General features: G+C 72.2%; 15 protein-coding genes. 7 read left to right on the top strand and 8 right to left on the bottom strand.

Annotated elements, in window-relative coordinates; all coding sequences use genetic code 11:
* Positions 1–75 precede the first annotated feature (75 nt).
* Genes ABZX90_RS14215 through ABZX90_RS14205 form a run of 3 tightly spaced genes read left to right on the top strand, consistent with a single transcriptional unit; the run spans position 76 to position 2,603 of the window.
* Entirely contained in the window at positions 76–1,224 is a 1,149-nt protein-coding gene (locus ABZX90_RS14215) for a lipid-transfer protein (protein ID WP_355204672.1), read from the top strand.
* A 9-nt stretch (positions 1,225–1,233) separates the two neighbouring features.
* Complete coding sequence (locus tag ABZX90_RS14210; protein WP_355204669.1) at positions 1,234–1,716, top strand: OB-fold domain-containing protein; 483 nt, start codon at positions 1,234–1,236, stop codon at positions 1,714–1,716.
* Entirely contained in the window at positions 1,713–2,603 is an 891-nt protein-coding gene (locus ABZX90_RS14205; protein ID WP_355204666.1) for an enoyl-CoA hydratase/isomerase family protein, read from the top strand. Before ABZX90_RS14210 ends, ABZX90_RS14205 begins: the two co-directional genes overlap by 4 nt.
* A 252-nt stretch (positions 2,604–2,855) precedes the next feature.
* On the opposite strand, the gene ABZX90_RS14200 is transcribed toward ABZX90_RS14205, so the two are convergent.
* Both ABZX90_RS14200 and ABZX90_RS14195 read right to left on the bottom strand, forming a co-directional pair.
* Positions 2,856–5,183 (bottom strand): serine/threonine-protein kinase, encoded by a 2,328-nt coding sequence (locus tag ABZX90_RS14200; RefSeq protein WP_351120482.1) that lies wholly within the window; start codon positions 5,181–5,183, stop codon positions 2,856–2,858.
* Positions 5,184–5,575: 392 nt separating this feature from the next.
* Positions 5,576–6,310: a VOC family protein gene (locus tag ABZX90_RS14195; protein ID WP_351120484.1), complete on the bottom strand. Its 735-nt coding sequence runs from the start codon at positions 6,308–6,310 to the stop codon at positions 5,576–5,578.
* A 324-nt stretch (positions 6,311–6,634) separates the two neighbouring features.
* Here ABZX90_RS14195 and ABZX90_RS14190 point away from each other — a divergent pair, with 324 nt between their 5' ends.
* Positions 6,635–7,270: a TetR family transcriptional regulator gene (locus ABZX90_RS14190; protein ID WP_266765735.1), complete on the top strand. Its 636-nt coding sequence runs from the start codon at positions 6,635–6,637 to the stop codon at positions 7,268–7,270.
* A 119-nt stretch (positions 7,271–7,389) separates the two neighbouring features.
* Here ABZX90_RS14190 and ABZX90_RS14185 read toward each other — a convergent pair whose 3' ends face one another.
* Positions 7,390–7,956, bottom strand: a complete 567-nt coding sequence (locus ABZX90_RS14185; RefSeq protein ID WP_355205067.1) for a nitroreductase/quinone reductase family protein — start codon at positions 7,954–7,956, stop codon at positions 7,390–7,392.
* Positions 7,957–8,042: 86 nt separating this feature from the next.
* Positions 8,043–9,230, bottom strand: coding sequence for an acyl-CoA dehydrogenase family protein (locus ABZX90_RS14180; RefSeq protein WP_355204662.1), 1,188 nt, complete (start codon positions 9,228–9,230; stop codon positions 8,043–8,045).
* A gap of 162 nt (positions 9,231–9,392) precedes the next feature.
* On the opposite strand from ABZX90_RS14180, the gene ABZX90_RS14175 reads away from it, so the two are divergent.
* A complete protein-coding gene (locus ABZX90_RS14175) occupies positions 9,393–10,586 on the top strand; it encodes an acetyl-CoA acetyltransferase (RefSeq protein WP_351120489.1) in 1,194 nt (397 codons plus the stop codon).
* Between the two features lie 82 nt (positions 10,587–10,668).
* Positions 10,669–11,325 (top strand): pyridoxal 5'-phosphate synthase, encoded by a 657-nt coding sequence (locus ABZX90_RS14170; protein ID WP_355204657.1) that lies wholly within the window; start codon positions 10,669–10,671, stop codon positions 11,323–11,325.
* A 28-nt stretch (positions 11,326–11,353) separates the two neighbouring features.
* Here the strand turns inward: ABZX90_RS14170 and ABZX90_RS14165 are convergent, their stop codons facing one another.
* The 4 genes from ABZX90_RS14165 to ABZX90_RS14150 form a co-directional block, all read right to left on the bottom strand.
* Positions 11,354–12,280: a GNAT family N-acetyltransferase gene (locus tag ABZX90_RS14165; protein ID WP_355204654.1), complete on the bottom strand. Its 927-nt coding sequence runs from the start codon at positions 12,278–12,280 to the stop codon at positions 11,354–11,356.
* 154 nt (positions 12,281–12,434) lie between these two features.
* Positions 12,435–13,040, bottom strand: coding sequence for a GNAT family N-acetyltransferase (locus ABZX90_RS14160; RefSeq protein WP_351120493.1), 606 nt, complete (start codon positions 13,038–13,040; stop codon positions 12,435–12,437).
* A 131-nt stretch (positions 13,041–13,171) separates the two neighbouring features.
* The gene (locus ABZX90_RS14155; RefSeq protein WP_351120495.1) at positions 13,172–13,555 is read right to left on the bottom strand and encodes an OB-fold domain-containing protein; all 384 of its coding nucleotides are present in this window, start codon (positions 13,553–13,555) and stop codon (positions 13,172–13,174) included.
* A 59-nt stretch (positions 13,556–13,614) separates the two neighbouring features.
* Positions 13,615–14,067: a DoxX family protein gene (locus tag ABZX90_RS14150; RefSeq protein WP_355204650.1), complete on the bottom strand. Its 453-nt coding sequence runs from the start codon at positions 14,065–14,067 to the stop codon at positions 13,615–13,617.
* Between the two features lie 354 nt (positions 14,068–14,421).
* Between ABZX90_RS14150 and ABZX90_RS14145 the strand changes: the two genes are divergently transcribed.
* A complete protein-coding gene (locus ABZX90_RS14145) occupies positions 14,422–15,633 on the top strand; it encodes an NAD(P)/FAD-dependent oxidoreductase (RefSeq protein WP_355204647.1) in 1,212 nt (403 codons plus the stop codon).
* Positions 15,634–15,721 lie beyond the last annotated feature (88 nt).

Raw genomic sequence — 15,721 nt, 5'->3', positions numbered from 1 at the left:
CTAGCTGACTGACCGTCAGATTAGCTGTAGCCTGACGGCCTGTCAGCAGCCGGGACCGTCTGCGGAGGTGCACCCATGCCAGGGATCAAGGACGCCACGGCCGTCGTCGGAATCGGACAGACTCCCTTCGCCAAACAACTCCCCGAGTCCGAGAAGGCCTTGGCCTGCCGCGCGATCCTCGCCGCCCTCGACGACGCCGGAATCGCGCCCGCCGAGGTCGACGGGCTCGCCTCCTACACCATGGAGGAGACCGACGAGGTCGAGGTCGCGAAGGCCGTCGGGCTCGGCGACCTGACCTTCTTCAGCAAGGTCGGGTACGGAGGCGGCGGTTCCTGCGCCACGGTCGCCCATCTCGCCGCCGCCATCGCCGCGGGCCAGGCGACGGTGGGCGTGGCCTGGCGCTCGCGCAAGCGGGGCAGCGGGCCGCGGCCCTGGAAGAACACGGCCGTCCAGCTCCCCACCCCGGCCCAGTGGACCCGGCCCTTCGGACTGCTGCGGCCCGCCGACGAGATCGGGATGCTCGCGCGCCGCTACATGCACGAGTACGGGGCGACGCGCGACCACCTGTTCAACGTGGCACTGGCCTGCCGCAACCGCGCCAACCAGAACCCGGCCGCGATGATGTACGAGCGCCCGCTGACCCGCGAGATGTACATGACCTCCCGCTGGATCAGCGAACCCCTCTGCCTCTTCGACAACTGTCTGGAGACGGACGGCGCCCTGGCCTGCGTGATCGTGTCCGCCGAGCGCGCCCGCGACTGCCGTCAGCGGCCCGTGTACGTGCACTCCGCCGCCCAGGGCCTGCCCGCCCAGCACCACGGCATGGTCAACTACTGGAACGACGACCCCCTCACCGGACCCGCCTGGACCGCCGCCCGACACCTGTGGAAACACGCCGACTTCACGCCCGAGGACATCGATGTGGCCCAGATCTACGACGCGTTCACGCCTCTCATCCCTCTCTCCCTGGAGGGATACGGCTTCTGCGGACGCGGCGAGGGCGCGGCCTTCACGGAGGGCGGCGCACTGGAGATCGGCGGACGGCTGCCCGTCAACACCGGGGGCGGCGGTCTCAGCGAGGCTTATGTGCACGGCTTCAACCTCATCAACGAGGGCGTGAAGCAGTTGCGCGGCACCAGTACGGCGCAGGTGCCGGGGGCGGCGACCTGCCTGGTCACAGCGGGGGAAGGGGTCCCCACCTCCGCACTCCTGCTGAGGAGCTGAGGAGCCGAGATGAACGAGATGGCCGAGCTGAACGAGATGGCCGGGCCGAGCAGGACGGACGAGCCCCTTCTGCCTCCCGTCCTCGACGACGACGGCGCGCCCTTCTGGCAGTACGCCGCCCGGGGCGAACTCCGCGTCCAGTCCTGCGCCGACTGCGACGAACTCCGCTTCCCGCCCCGCCCCTGCTGCCCGCACTGCCACTCCTTCGCGAACGAGTGGCGAAGGATGAGCGGGCGGGGCCGGATCTGGTCGTACGTCGTCCCGCATCCGCCGCTCCTTCCCGCCTACGCGGCGCAGGCCCCGTACAACGCGATCGTGGTGGAACTCGCCGACGCGCCACGGATACGGCTGGTCGGAAATCTGGTGAGCGGGCCGGGCGAACCCCTCAACTCCGTTCCACCGGAACGGATTCGGATCGGGGCACGGGTGCAGGCGGTGTTCACCGAGGTGAACGGCGTGACCGTGCCGCGCTGGATACTGGAGCGGGCGTGAGCGGGGGCGGGGACGAGGCCGGGGCCGGGGCGGGGGCCGGGGCGGGGACGGGTACGGGGACGGGTACGGGGACGGGTACGGGGACGAACGCGAAAGGCACGGGTGGGACGGGCGGCGGAGGGCTCGGGGTCGCCGTCGACAAGGACACCGGTGTCGCCGTCCTCACCCTCGACCGGCCGGAGCGGCTGAACGCCATCGACCTCGACACGGCCGCCGAACTGGTCGCCGCCTGGCGCGAGTTCCGGTTCGACGACACCGTACGGGCGCTCGTCGTCACCGGCGCCGGCTCGCGGGCCTTCTGCACCGGGATCGACCGGGGCGTCGACGTGCCGCAGCCCAACTCCCCGTACATGGTGGACGATCCGCTCGCCACGATCGGCCCGAAGGCCAACGACCTGTGGAAGCCGGTGATCGCCGCCGTGAACGGGATGGCGTGCGGCGGCGCCTTCTACCTGCTGGGCGAGTCGGAGTTCGTCGTGGCCGACCAGAAGGCGACCTTCTTCGACCCGCACACGACCTACGGGATGGTCAGCGCGTACGAGTCCGTCTACCTCGCGCAGCGGATGCCGTTCGGGGAGGTGGCGCGGATGGCGCTGATGGGGACCGCCGAACGGATCTCCGCGCGGCGCGCCTACGAGGTCGGCCTGGTCTCCGAACTCACGCCCCCGGGGGGCGCGTTGGCGGCAGCCGTGGCCTGTGCGACCGTCATCGCGTCCTACCCGGTGGAAGCCGTCCAGGGCACCGTACGGGCGCTCTGGCAGGCGCAGGAGGCGACCCGGGCGGCGGCCCTCGCGCACGCCCCGCATCTCGTCTCCCTCGGGAACCTGCCGGGCGAACGCCAGGCGGGGCTCTTCGCGGCCCGCCTGCCAGGGTTCCGGCTGCGCTAGGACCTGTCCCTAGGGGGGTCGTCCGAACGCCGGCTCCGCGGACCGGGCAGCCCTCGAACTGAGCAGCCCTCCGACCGGGCAGCCCTCCGAACGGGCGACCGTCGCTCCGTGTGGCGGAGTCGTCACGCCGGGCGTAGCGTCAGCAGCCGGAGCGGCGTCCCGCACACCGCCCGCGCGAACGACGGCCGCCGTCCGGAGACCCTTCCGTGCCCGGTACGGCGGCCGTCACAGAGGTCCCCGGAGGAAGCCCCCTCACGTCGTGCGGGCCGTCCCTGTCCCCTTCTCCGCGTCCAGCGCGTACACACAGCGGTCCTTGCTGCACGCGTACACGACGCCGTCCTTGACCACGGGTGCCCCGGTGATCTCGCCGCCGGTGGCCAGCTTCCAGCGCAGGCGCCCGTCATCGGCCTTCAGCGTGTACAGGAGGTGGTCCGTGGAGCCGAAATGGATGCGGCCCTCGGCCACCGCCGGGGCGCCGACCAGATCGCCCCCGGCCTGGAAGCGCCACTTCGGGGTGCCGGTGACGGCGTCCAGCGTGTACAGGCCCTTGCCGCTGCCCACGTGGACATGTCCGGCGGCGACGAGGACCGGCTCGGTGGAGGCGCGGGACTCGGTGGCGATACGCCAGCGGTCGCGGCCGTCGGTCGCGTCGAGGGCGTACACCGTGCCGAGGTAGTCGGCCAGGTAGACACCGCCGCCCGTGACCGCCGGGCCCGGAGCGAAGGTGGGCGGGCAGAGGAAGACGGCCGGGGCCTCGAAGTGCCAGCGGACGTGCCCGCTCGCCACATCGACGGCGAGGACCCGGGTGCCGGCGGAGATGTAGACGTAGCCGTCGGGCGCGTGGGTGAGGCGGACCGGTACACCGCCACAGGAGGCCGCGTCACCGATCGGGTACGACCATCGCTCCTCGCCCGTACGGGCCTCCAGCGCCCGCAGCCGTGCGTCCTTCCAGACGTAGACCGTGCCGTCGTGGAGCGCCGGACCGGCCTCCGGGGACTCGAAGTCGGTCTGGCAGCCGGTGATCTCCCAGAGCTTCTGGCCGTTCGAGGCCTCCCAGGCCTGGATGCCGCCCCCGCGTGTTCCGGTGACGACCGTCCCTCGGTCGGCCTGCAGTGAATAGACCCAGGCGTCCGTGGACAGGCGCCAGAGGTCCCCGCCCTCCCTGGCTTCGAGCGCGAACAGCGTCGGCCCGTCGGACGCGTGGATACGGCCGTCCGCCACCGCCATCGACCACGCCACGTCACGTGTCTTGAAACGGCGGCGGCCGGTCGCCACATCGAGGGCGTGGACTTCGAAGGAGGTGACGTAGACGAGGTCGCCGGCGACCGAGGGGGTGCCCCAGACGTCGTTCGACATACGGAAGCGCCAGGGGCGCCAGCCGCCGGCCGCGTCGGGCGCGGGAGGCGCGACCGTGGGCGCGGGCGCCGCGTCGGCGCCGTTCACGCCGATGCGCGGCCGGGACCAGGACGCCGCGAGCCCGGCTTCCGGGGGCGGCGCCTTCACGGCGGCCGCGCGGGCGTCCGCGACGCGCGGTCCGGGACCGATGGGCACCTTGCCGCCCGCGAGCCGCACGGGGCCGGGGTCGGGCGCCCCCACGGGCACCGGAGCGTGCGAAGGAGGCGGAGGAACCGCGCGCCCCCCGCCACTGCGTCCGCTTCCGCCGGCCGGCGCCTTCACCGGCGGACGGCCCCCGCGGCGCGTCTCGATCAGGCCCACCGCCCGCTCGGGCAGCCACGCCGACGCCGTACCGCTGTCGTCGGAGCCGGAGCCGAAGAGATGGGGAGCGAGCTGGGCCTGGAGGTCGGCGGGGTTGGGGCGGGCCGTGGCGTCCATCTGCATGCAGGACTCGATGAGCGGGCGCAGCTCATCGGGCAGGCCTTCGAGGTCCGGGCCCTCGCGGAGCAGCATGAAGACCGTCTCGACGGGGTTGGCGCCGTGGAAGGGGGCGTGTCCGGTGGCCGCGAAGACGAGCATCGAGCCGAGCGAGAAGACGTCGCTCGCGCCGGTCACACTGCGCGAGTCCTTCGCCTGCTCGGGCGACATGTAGGCGGGTGTGCCGACGGCGACATTGGTCATGGTCAGACGGGTGTTCGAGACGCCGGACGCGATGCCGAAGTCGATCACCCGCGGCCCGTCCTCGACCACCAGGACGTTGGAGGGCTTCAGGTCACGGTGGACGAGTCCCGCGCCGTGGATCGACTGCAGCGCCTCCGCGACGCCCGCCGCGAGCCAGCGCACCGCCTGGGCCGGGAGCGGCCCGCACTCATTCACTATTTCCTCGAGCGAGGGCGCGGGTACGTAGGCGGTGGCCAGCCACGGCACCGCGGCACGGGCGTCGGCGTCGACCACGGCCGCCGTGTAGAAGCCCGACACGGCGCGGGCCGCCTCGACCTCGCGCGAGAAACGGACCCGGAAAAGCTGGTCCTCGGCGAGCTCCGTCCTGACCGTCTTGATCGCCACACGTCGGCCGGAAGCCGAGCGCGCGAGATAGACCAGCCCCATGCCGCCGGCACCCAGCCGTCCCAGCACCTCGAACGGCCCGATCCGGCGCGGATCGTGCTGCGTCAGCTGATCCACCACTTGCCTGCCACCTCCCCGTACGGGTCACGTCATCCACGTATGAACGCGGCCCAGTGCAGCGTCTCACCACCGCACCGCCATGGCGGCACGCACCCCGATTCTTCCTGGCCGGGCCACAGGTTGCGAACCCGGGGGCGGATCGGGGTGTCTCGTGACAAAACAACCGCCCCCGCAGGAGTACGGCCGCCAGGGCGCGACGGTTCAAGGACGAAATGCGCCCCTCACCCCAGAAGTACCCCGTCCTTCACCCCGGAAGTGCTGTCCCTCACTGTCGAAGACTGCCGAAGTGCCGCGCCCCGCACCGCAGAAGCGTTCCGCCCGTGCCGCCGAATCAACTCCAACGTTGAAGCATCGTCACCACCGAAGCATCGTCGCCGCTGGTCGAAGCAACTTCAACGTTGAAGTACCGCGAACGACGCACCCTGATTGTCCGTGACGACGGCCACCCGCCCGTACGACGTGTCGAAGGGTGTCACCTGGACACGGCCGCCGAGCCGGTTCACCGTCCCGAGTGTCTCGTCGCAGTCCTCGACCCCGAAGTGGACGAGGAAGTGGGGCGGCATCTCGGCCGGAAAGACGCCCGAGACGGGGACCCGGCCGAAGTCGGGGGTCGCGTCGGGCCCGAACAGCGCGTCGTGGAACAGGGCGCCGTAGAAGCGGTCGACGGTCGCGGTGTCGCGCGCGTACAGCTCGGCCCAGCAGAACGTGCGCCGCTCGTGGCGCCTGGCGAAACCGGCGTGGGTGCCGGGCTGCCACAGGCCGAAGACGGCGCCCTCCGGATCGGTGGCGAGGGCGGCCGTCCCCAGCTCGCCCGCTGCGCCGGCCTCCGTGGGCGCGGTGATGATCTGGCCGCCTTCCGCCGTGATCCGCCGGGTGAGCGCGGCGGCGTCCGGCGTCGCGAAGTACACCGTCCACACGGTGGGCATCCGGCCGTCCCGCTTGGGCGTGAGCGCGGCGACCGGTTCGCCGTCCAGCTCCGCCCAGCCCGACGGGCCGGACTCCTCGGGGAAGGTCCAGCCGAAGAGGTCACCGTAGAAGCGCTTGCCCGCCTCGACGTCGGGGAGCTGTGCGTCCACCCAGCAGGGCACACCCTCGGAGAACGCGGCGACAACGGCTGATTCGGCCATGCGGCCAAGCTAACGGCCCTTTCCGCATCCCGCAGAGCAGACGCACCTGCTCCGGTGATGCCCCGCCCCTGCTCAGAGGCCCCGCACGGGAACGCGGGCGCCCTTCGGGGGTAGGGAAACCCACGAACCCCCGGGAACGTCGAAGAACTCCCCGGGGAACACCGAAGAACCTTTCTCGGCGACCCGGTGAGCCCCGGTTGAATCCCTCGCTGAACCCTCGCTGAACCCCCGTTCAACCCCCGCGATGTACGGCCGCACCCCATTTGCAGTCGGCCGAATCGCGCTCCGATCACCCCTCGGTAAGCTGACGGCATGACAGGACAAGTGCGTACCGTCGACGGCCGCGTGGCCGGACGGCGTGGGCAGGCGACCCGGCAGAAGCTGCTCGACTGCCTCAGCGAGATGCTCAGCTCCTCGCCCTACCGGGATGTCAAAGTCATTGACGTCGCCCGGAAGGCAGGCACTTCACCGGCGACCTTCTACCAGTACTTCCCGGACGTCGAAGGCGCCGTCCTGGAGATCGCCGAGCAAATGGCCGCCGAGGGCGCGGGGTTGACCCAGTTGCTCGAAGGACGTTCCTGGGTCGGCAAGGCCGGCTGGCAGACCGCGCAGGAACTCGTCGACGGCTTCCTGGAGTTCTGGCGGAGGAACGACGCGATCCTCAGGGTCGTCGACCTCGGTGCCGCCGAGGGCGACAAGCGGTTCTACAAGATCCGCATGAAGATCCTGAACTCCGTCAACAACTCCCTTACGGACTCGGTCACCGACCTCCAGGCCAAGGGCAAGGTCGACAAGGACGTGAACCCCGCCGCGATGGCCGGTTCCCTCGTCGCCATGCTCGCGGCGGTCGCCTCGCACCAGAAGGGCTTCCAGACGTGGGGCGTCAAACAGGCTGAACTCAAGCCGAATCTTGCGCTGTTGGTGTATCTGGGCGTGACCGGGAAGAAGCCGACGAAGTAGCTTCCCGCTCCTGATCGCCCCAGTTCCTGTCAGGTGGGCGGCAGTTCGTCCGGAGGAACATTCCGGTGGGCTGCCGCCCGCTGCGCTGTCCGGGCAAGAACCTGGAACCAACGGTCCGTTCAGCCGGAGCGCACCTCGCTTTCCGGGGCACCCGCGGGCGCCGTCCGCCGCATGATCCTGAACAGCCGTATCTCCCGGTCCACCCGGGCCTGATAGGTGGCGTACGGCGGCCAGAACGCCAGCGCCTTCTTCCAGACCGCGGCCCGTTCCTCACCCGTGAGGAGTCGGGCGGTCACAGGGATGTCCTCGCCCTTCCAGTTGATGACGGCGTCGGGATGGGCGAGCAGGTTCGCGGTCCAGGCGGGGTGGCCCGTCCGGCCGAAGTTGGACCCGATGAGAATCCAGCCGGCACCCGACACCGCACCCGATGCCTCGGCCCGCGTCTCGGCCGACACGGCACCCGCCGCGTCGCCCTCCGGCATGCAGGCCAGCGGCGTGCGGCGCTCCAGGCCGCTCCTGGCGCCGCGCGCGGTGAGGACGACCCCCGGCAGCATCTGCGCGCTGAGCAGCACCTTGCCGCGCGTCAGCCGGTGCACGGCACGGTCGAGGGCCGGGATGAGATGGGGGGCCACCCTGGCGAAGGTCCGGGTCGAGGACACCCTCTGCACCAGCCGCACTCCGGGAATCCCCCTCGCCCCGGTCCCCGTACCCGCCCTCCCCTCCGTACCGGATCCCAAACCGGTCCCCGTACGCGAACGCCTGGCCGCCGCCATCAGACCGCCACCTCCCCGCCGTCGAAGAGACGTGCGGCGTCGGCGGCGTGGGCGCGCAACCGGTGCACGGGGCCGAAGAGCAGTTCGTCGCCGGACGCGCGCTTGAAATAGAGATGGGCGTCGTGCTCCCAGGTGAAGCCGATGCCGCCGTGCAGCTGGATGCCCTCGGAGGCGGCGGTGCGCAGTGACTCCAGCGCCTGGGCGAGCGCGAGACCTCCCACGCGCTCGCCGCCCGCCCCGGAGGCCCACGCCGCGTAGTAGGCCGCCGAGCGCGCCGACCGCACCCCCACGTACACATCCGCGAGCCGGTGCTTGACCGCCTGGAAGGAGCCGATCGCCCGCCCGAACTGCTCACGCCGGCGCACGTATTCGACGGTGCGTTCCAGCGCGCGGTCGGCGGCGCCCACGGCCTCGACGGCGAGGACGGCGGCGGCGGTGTCCCCGACGGCGGCCAGCGCGGCGGGCACGTCGGCCTGCTCGTCGCCCAGCAACTCGGCTTCCACGTCCCGCAGTTCGATCCGGGCCTGCGGCCGCGTCCCGTCCAAGGACGTCTGCCGTGCGCGTACGAGCCCGTCGGCACCGGTCCTCACCAGGAACAGCAGCGTCCGCGAGCGCGCGAACCCGCCGGTGTGCGCGGCCACCACCAGCAGCCCGGCACTGTGCCCGTCGAGCACCTGCGCCGCCTGCCCGTAGAGCCGCCACACGCCCTCGGCCCGGCGCGCCTGGACGCCTCCGGCCCGCCCGCCACCGGCCCAGTCGCCATGGTTGTCGCCGACCAGCCCGAGGGCGGTGGCCAGGCCCGCGCCCGGTACCGCGAGGGCGGCGGTCAGCCCGCCCGAGGCCAGCGGCGGCAACAGGGCGGCACGCTGGGCCTCGGTGCCGAGGGCCAGGATCAGCGGGGCGGCGAGAACGGCGGTGCCCAGCAGCGGCGAGGGAGCGAGAGCGCGGCCCGACTCCTCACAGGCGAGGGCGAGTTCGGTCACCGAGCAGCCGACACCGCCGTACGCCTCGGGGAGGGCGAGTCCGGGCAGCCCGAGCTGCTGCGCGAGAGCTTCCCAGAGCGCCGGGTCGTAGCCGGCGGGGGTCTGTTCGGCGGCCCTCAGCTCCTCCGGACCACACCGTTTCAGCAGCACCTCCCGCAGCGTGCGGCGGATCTCCTCCTGCTCCGCGGTGAGATGGGCATCCATGGGCGGGCTCCTCCCTCGTCGGGCAGCGGGACAGCGGGGCAGCGGACATCCCGGATCTGACGGGCCGTCATGTTAGGGCGGAGGGTTCCAGATGCACAGGGGTGCGACCACCTCCCGGCGGAGCAGTTATCCGATGCAGTCATCTGATGTACCGTCAGATTCATGACGCATGCCACCCCGGGCCACAGCCGTCGCAAGGTCGCCGTCGTCGGCATATCCCTGTCCGACTGCGGCCGCGTGGACGAGGCGACCCCGTACGCGCTGCACGCCCAGGCCGCGCGCCGCGCGCTGGCCGACTCCGGCCTGGACCGCTCGGTGATCGACGGTTTCGCGTCGGCGGGCCTCGGCACCCTCGCACCCGTCGAAGTGGCCGAATACCTGGGGCTGCAACCCACGTGGGTCGACTCGACCTCCGTCGGCGGGTCCACCTGGGAGGTCATGGCGGCCCACGCGGCCGACGCGATCGCGGCGGGCCACGCCGACGCCGTCCTGCTCGTCTACGGCTCCACCGCCCGCGCCGACATCAGAGCGGGCCGCCGCACCGGCAACCTCTCCTTCGGCGCCCGGGGCCCGCTCCAGTTCGAGGTCCCGTACGGCCACACACTCATCGCCAAGTACGCGATGGCCGCGCGCCGCCACATGCACACCTACGGCACCACCCTCGAACAGCTCGCCTCGGTCGCCGTCCAGGCCCGCGCGAACGCCGCCCACAACCCGGAGGCGATGTTCCGCGCCCCGGTCACCGTCGACGACGTCCTGTCGGGGCCGATGATCGCGGACCCCTTCACCAAGCTGCACTGCTGCATCCGCTCCGACGGCGGCGCGGCGGTGCTGCTGGCGGCCGAGGAGTACGTACGCGACTGCCGTACGGCCCCGGTGTGGGTGCTCGGGACCGGTGAACACGTCTCCCACACCACCATGTCCGAGTGGGCGGACTTCACCGTCTCCCCGGCGGCGGTGAGTGGCCGGCTCGCCTTCGAACGCGCCGGAGTCCGCCCGGACGAGATCGACTTCGCCGAGATCTACGACGCCTTCACCTACATGACCCTCGTGACGCTGGAGGACCTCGGCTTCTGCGCCAAGGGTGAGGGCGGGGCCTTCGTGGACGCGGCGAAGGGACGGCTGCTGGTGGACGGGGAACTGCCGGTGAACACCGACGGAGGCGGACTGTCGGCCCAACACCCCGGAATGCGCGGCCTGTTCCTGCTGGTGGAGGCCGTACGGCAGCTACGGGGCGAGCTGCCGGAGCAACGGCAGGTGCGCCGCCCCGACGGCACGCTGCCCGAGCTGGCGGTGGTGTCCGGGACGGGTGGCTGGTTCTGCTCGTCGGGGACGGTGGTGCTGGGGCGGGGGTGAGGGGTCCGGGTGAGGGTGTGGGGGCGGCCACCGTCGACACGGCGGCGGCGGTGTCGACCCGTCCCGAGTGATACTCGGGGCCATGGAACCGGATCTTCATGAGCTGCTGAGATCGCTGCGGGTGTGGGACACGGAGCTGCCCGGCTTCGACCCGGAGGAGGCCCCGGCGGACCCGCTGGCCCTGTTCACACGATGGTTCGCGGAAGCGGTGGCGGCCGGACAGACCGAGCCGCACACGGTGTCGCTGGCGACGGCCGACGAGGACGGACTGCCCGACGTCCGGACGGTGATGCTGCACGGCGCGGATGCCCGGGGCTGGGCGTTCGCCTCGCACGTGACGAGCCGCAAGGGACGACAGCTGACCGCACGCCCGTACGCGGCCCTCGGCTTCTACTGGCCCGCGCAGGGACGTCAGATCCGGCTCCGCGGCCCCGTCACCGTCGCACCGCCCGAGGAGAGCCAGGCGGACCTGCACGCCCGGTCCACGGGGGCGCTGGCCGCCGCTCTGGTGGGCCACCAGAGCGAGGTCCTGCCCTCGCGGGCGGAACTGGACCGGGCGTCGGACGCGGCCTGGGAACGGGCCGAGAACGCCCCGCACTCCCCCGCCCCCACCTGGACCCTCTACCGCCTCCGCCCGGACGAGGTGGAGTTCTTCCAGGGCGACGCCCGCCGACGCCACGCACGGCTCGTCTACCGCCGCACGGACTCCGGTTGGGCCACAGAGCTGCTGTGGCCGTGACGACGACGGTGACCAGGAGCACGACGTCCTACCCGTCGCCCCGGGCGCCGTTCCGCGCGCGGTCCTGCTCGTCGCCCCGCGCGCGGTCGTACGTGAAGTCGTACGTCGCGAAATCCGAGACGGGGCGGTAGCCGATGCGCTGGTAGAGGCCGTTGCTGGTCGGATTGGCGAGGTCGGTGAAGAGCAGCACCTCCTGGACACCGGCGGCGAGCGCGGCGCGGCTCACCTCGGCGGTGACGGCACCGGCGTAACCACGGCCGCGCAGGTGGGCCGGGGTGTAGACGGGGGCGACGCGCACCTGTCCGGCGACCGGAGCCGAACCGCCCGCCATGGCGACGGGGGTGCCGTCGGGGGCCTCCCAGAGGGTGATGCCGCCGTAGGAGATCCGGTCGTCGGCCCAGGCTCCGGGCTCGCCGTACCCGCCTTCGCCGATGGCCTCGGCGAACTCCGTGTACCAGCGGGCGAGCAGGTCACGGTCGGCGTCGCTCGCGACCTTGGCCCGGCCGGGCGGCGCGGGTTCGGGCACGGTGAGGTCGCCGAGCCGGTACAGCCGCTCGCTCCGCTGCAGCGCGGCCCTCGCTCCGGTCCGCCGCCGCCAGGCCCCGGTGAAAGCCGCGGCCGTGTCCGTGTCGGCGGAGACACCGGGCACCTCGATCTCCGCGTCCGCGAGCAGCGCGGCGAGGGTGTCCGCGCCCCGCTCGTCCAGCGGCGTGAGGTTCAGCCGGTACGGGGGCGTACGGAAGAAGGTCGCCCGGACCGCCCCGTCCCGCTCCAGGGACCCGAAGACCGGCGCGTCCTGTCCGAACTGACGCGTCCCCCGCCTCCGCAGCGCGTCCGTCACGGTCAGGGCGACGGTGTGCTGCGCGGGCCGCGAGCGGAGAAAGTCCCCGGCCCGGCCGAGAAACGCGTCGAGGTCACGGGTGAGCCGCCAGTCGTATGCCACGGAGGAGGTCATGTCCGATGATCCCGTGGAGCCACCGCGCCGCGCCTCCGATTTTCGGCGGGCGTCCGCGCCGCGCCTCCGATTTTCGGCGGGCGTCCGCGTCGCCCCGGGCCCCGGGGGCGACGTACACCTGCGTGCTCACCGCGGCGACACATGCTCCCGGGCGTTACGGCGCCGGCGCTGGTTCCGGGTCCGTCACCAGCCGTCCGTGCAGATGTACGTCGCGGAACGCGTCGTGGCGGCCCGCCTCGAACATCGCGCCGCGCAGGGTCCCCTCGTACCGGAATCCGCAGCGCTCGGCGACGCGGCAGGACAGGTCGTGGCCCACGGCGTGGCCGAGGTCGAGGCGGTGCAGGGCGAGGTCGACGAAGGCGTAGCGGGCCGCGAGGGTGAGGGCGCGGGTGGCGACCTGGCGGCCGCGGGACTCCGGCAGGACCCAGTAGCCGACGCGGGCGCAGCTCATGACGTGGTCGATCTCGTTGATGCCGATGTGGCCCAGCGTCTCGCCGGTCTCGGCGTCGGTGACGCAGAAGGAGACCCCGGTGCCGTTCGTCGCGGCGGCGACGCGCGACCGGAGCGCCTCACGGGCGGCGTCGATGTCCCGGACGAATCTGAGCGGGGTGTTCCAGCGCTGGAACTCGGGATCGGCCAGCCCGTGCAGATACGCCGAGACATCGGCGTCGGACTCCGGGTCCCAGGGGCGCAGCCGCAGACCTAGGCCTGTCAGCTCGGGGAAGGGATGGACGGCGAACTGCTCATGGACGTCGGACATCCAGTCATTGAAACCCCTTCATGCCCACGGGTCACTCCCTGGGCGGGCCGGGGCTCCCGGAAGAAGCCCGGGGCGGTCCGGCTTCCGCGCCGGGCGAAGTCGGCTTCCGTGCAGGTCGGCCGCCGCACCGGTCAGGGTCGGTCCCCGGCGCGTGACGCGGGTCGGAACACCGGGATTCCCGCCCGGAACGCCACCTCCAGGTTCATCCCGACCCGCAGCGCGGCCTCCTCGCACTCGACCACCTCGGTCATCATCCGGGGTCCCTCCGCCAGGTCGACGACGGCGGCGACGTACGGCACGCGCTCGCCGAACGGCGGCAGATCGTTGCGGTGGACGACGGACCAGGTGTAGAGCGTGGCGCGGCCGCTCGCGGGCCGCCAGCTCACGTCCTCGCTCCAGCACCGCGGGCAGAACTCCCGGGGGTAGTGGTGAGCGCGGTCGCAGGCGGCGCAGTGCCGGATCAGCAGCCGACCCTCGGCCGCCGCGTCCCAGTACGGGCGGGTGAAGGCATCCACCTCCGGGACGTCGAGTCCCCGCGCCGGCCCCGTCGCATCGCCACCTCGCGCGGGCCCGCTCACGAGAAGAGCCCCAGCGCGCTGTCCAGTGACCACGTCTGCCAGGACATCCCGAACAGCCCGACGGCCGAGACCAGCGCCATCATCGCGTTCTGCCCCTGCTCCGCCCAGTCGTGGATCATGAGCGTGAAGTAGAGGACGTTGAGCAGCAGTCCTCCGACCAGGGCGACGGGTGTCAGCAGTCCGGCCACCAGCCCGAGGCCGAGGGCCAGCTCCGCGTACACGACGACGTACGCCATCGTCCGCGGGCGCGGTGCGACGACGGCGTCGAAACCGGACCGCACGGCGTTCCACCGGTGCTTGGCCGCGACATCCGCCGCCCACGCGATCCCGGTCCCCCGCTCGAACCAGCCCTTCCTGTCCTTGTGCCGCCAGCTCTCCAGCCACCAGAGCCCGAGCCCGATACGGAGCACGGCCAGCCATTCCGCCCCGCCGAGCCAGATCGTTTCCATGGCCGAACCTCCCGCAGCGCACCGGATCTGACGGAACGTCAGTTTCGATGCACCGGGGCGCCCGCGCAAGAGGCCGGTACCTCTCGGCAAGGAGTACGTCACCGACGCGGGGGCGACCCCCCACCCGATTCACCCCCTCCACAGGCGTGCGCGCGGAGCCGATCCCGCGCTCCCACAAAGGGCGTATTCCCCGGCGCTCACCTGCGGCGACAACGCGCTTTTCGCACGCCCTCACCACACTGAAGTGATCTACGCCACCAGTCCCACGCACTCCTCCCACAGACGTGACCAGTTCGCAACCGATTCCGGTCTTGACCGAGACCTATCAACCAAAGTCGTGATTACGCTCGCGCTATGGCCGACTCGACTGCTTCCACGACCCCTCGCACGGTGCCGTCCCACGAGGACCGCCCCGTGTACGTGATCGGAGGCGGCCCCGGAGGGCTCGCGGCTGCCCACGCACTGCGCACCCGGGGCGTACGGGCTGTCGTGCTCGAGAAGTCGGACCAGGTCGGCGCGTCCTGGCGGAACCACTACGACCGGCTGCATCTGCACACCACCCGGCGGCTGTCCGCGCTGCCGGGGCTGCCGATGCCGCGCTCGTTCGGGCGATGGGTGTCGCGCGACAACGTGGTGCGCTATCTGGAGAAGTACGCCGAGCACCACGAGCTGGAGATCGTCACGGGCGTCGAGGTCTCGCGCATCGAGCCCGCCCCGGGCGGCGACGGCTGGCTGCTGCACGCCACCGGCGGCCGCGAGCTGACCGGCAGCGCGGTGGTCGTCGCGACCGGCTACAACCACACCCCGCGCGTCCCCGACTGGCCGGGCCGCGACACCTACACCGGTGAGCTGCTGCACGCCGGCGAGTACCGCAACCCGGCCCCCCACGCGGGCCGTGACGTCCTCGTCGTCGGCGTCGGCAACACGGGCGCCGAGATCGCCGTGGACCTGGTCGAGGGCGGCGCCTCGCGCGTCCGGCTGTCCGTGCGCACCGTGCCGCACATCGTGCGCCGCTCGACGGCCGGCTGGGCCGCGCAGTTCACGGGCATTCTCGTACGGCGGCTGCCGGTGCGCCTCGTGGACGGGCTGGCCGGGCCGATGGCGCGGCTGAGCGTGCCCGACCTGGCGGCGCAGGGACTGCCCCGTCCCGGCACCGGGCTCTACTCCCGCGTCAAGGAAGGCTCCATCCCCGTCCAGGACGTCGGCCTCATCGACGCCGTCCGCAAGGGGAAGGTCGAGATCGTGGCCGCGGTCGAGGGGTTCGAGGACAGCAAGGCCGTGCTCGCCGACGGGACCCGGATCGGCCCGGACGTCGTGATCGCCGCGACGGGATACAAGCAGGCACTGGAGGACGTCGTCGGACACCTCGACGTGCTCGACGGCCGCGGACGCCCGGTCGTGCACGGCGGACACAGCCCGAAGAACGCGCCCGGCCTGTACTTCACCGGCTTCACCAACCCCATCAGCGGCATGTTCCGCGAACTCGCCCTCGACGCCGAGAAGATCGCGAAGGCGGTGGCCCGGCACATCTCCAAGACCCGGGCCGCATCCCCCACCGCACCCTGACACCCCCAACCACCCCGCCCGCGCCCGAGCAGGCGTCGGCAGACATCCCCGCCCGTCCCTCGACAGACGCCGGCGGGCGGATCGCCCC

This window comes from Streptomyces sp. NPDC002935 (assembly GCF_040611295.1).
Taxonomy (GTDB): domain Bacteria; phylum Actinomycetota; class Actinomycetes; order Streptomycetales; family Streptomycetaceae; genus Streptomyces.
The sequence above is the reverse complement of the archived record's forward strand: the minus strand, read 5'-3'. Positions and strand labels throughout refer to the sequence as shown.

Excerpts from the sequence above, each read along its gene's own strand:
- ABZX90_RS14215 (WP_355204672.1), top strand. The coding sequence starts at position 76 with ATGCCAGGGATCAAGGACGCCACGGCCGTCGTCGGAATCGGACAGACT.
- ABZX90_RS14210 (WP_355204669.1), top strand. The coding sequence starts at position 1,234 with ATGAACGAGATGGCCGAGCTGAACGAGATGGCCGGGCCGAGCAGGACG.
- ABZX90_RS14195 (WP_351120484.1), bottom strand. The coding sequence starts at position 6,310 with ATGGCCGAATCAGCCGTTGTCGCCGCGTTCTCCGAGGGTGTGCCCTGC.
- ABZX90_RS14180 (WP_355204662.1), bottom strand. The coding sequence starts at position 9,230 with ATGGATGCCCATCTCACCGCGGAGCAGGAGGAGATCCGCCGCACGCTG.
- ABZX90_RS14175 (WP_351120489.1), top strand. The coding sequence starts at position 9,393 with ATGACGCATGCCACCCCGGGCCACAGCCGTCGCAAGGTCGCCGTCGTC.
- ABZX90_RS14170 (WP_355204657.1), top strand. The coding sequence starts at position 10,669 with ATGGAACCGGATCTTCATGAGCTGCTGAGATCGCTGCGGGTGTGGGAC.
- ABZX90_RS14165 (WP_355204654.1), bottom strand. The coding sequence starts at position 12,280 with ATGACCTCCTCCGTGGCATACGACTGGCGGCTCACCCGTGACCTCGAC.
- ABZX90_RS14160 (WP_351120493.1), bottom strand. The coding sequence starts at position 13,040 with ATGTCCGACGTCCATGAGCAGTTCGCCGTCCATCCCTTCCCCGAGCTG.
- ABZX90_RS14150 (WP_355204650.1), bottom strand. The coding sequence starts at position 14,067 with ATGGAAACGATCTGGCTCGGCGGGGCGGAATGGCTGGCCGTGCTCCGT.
- ABZX90_RS14145 (WP_355204647.1), top strand. The coding sequence starts at position 14,422 with ATGGCCGACTCGACTGCTTCCACGACCCCTCGCACGGTGCCGTCCCAC.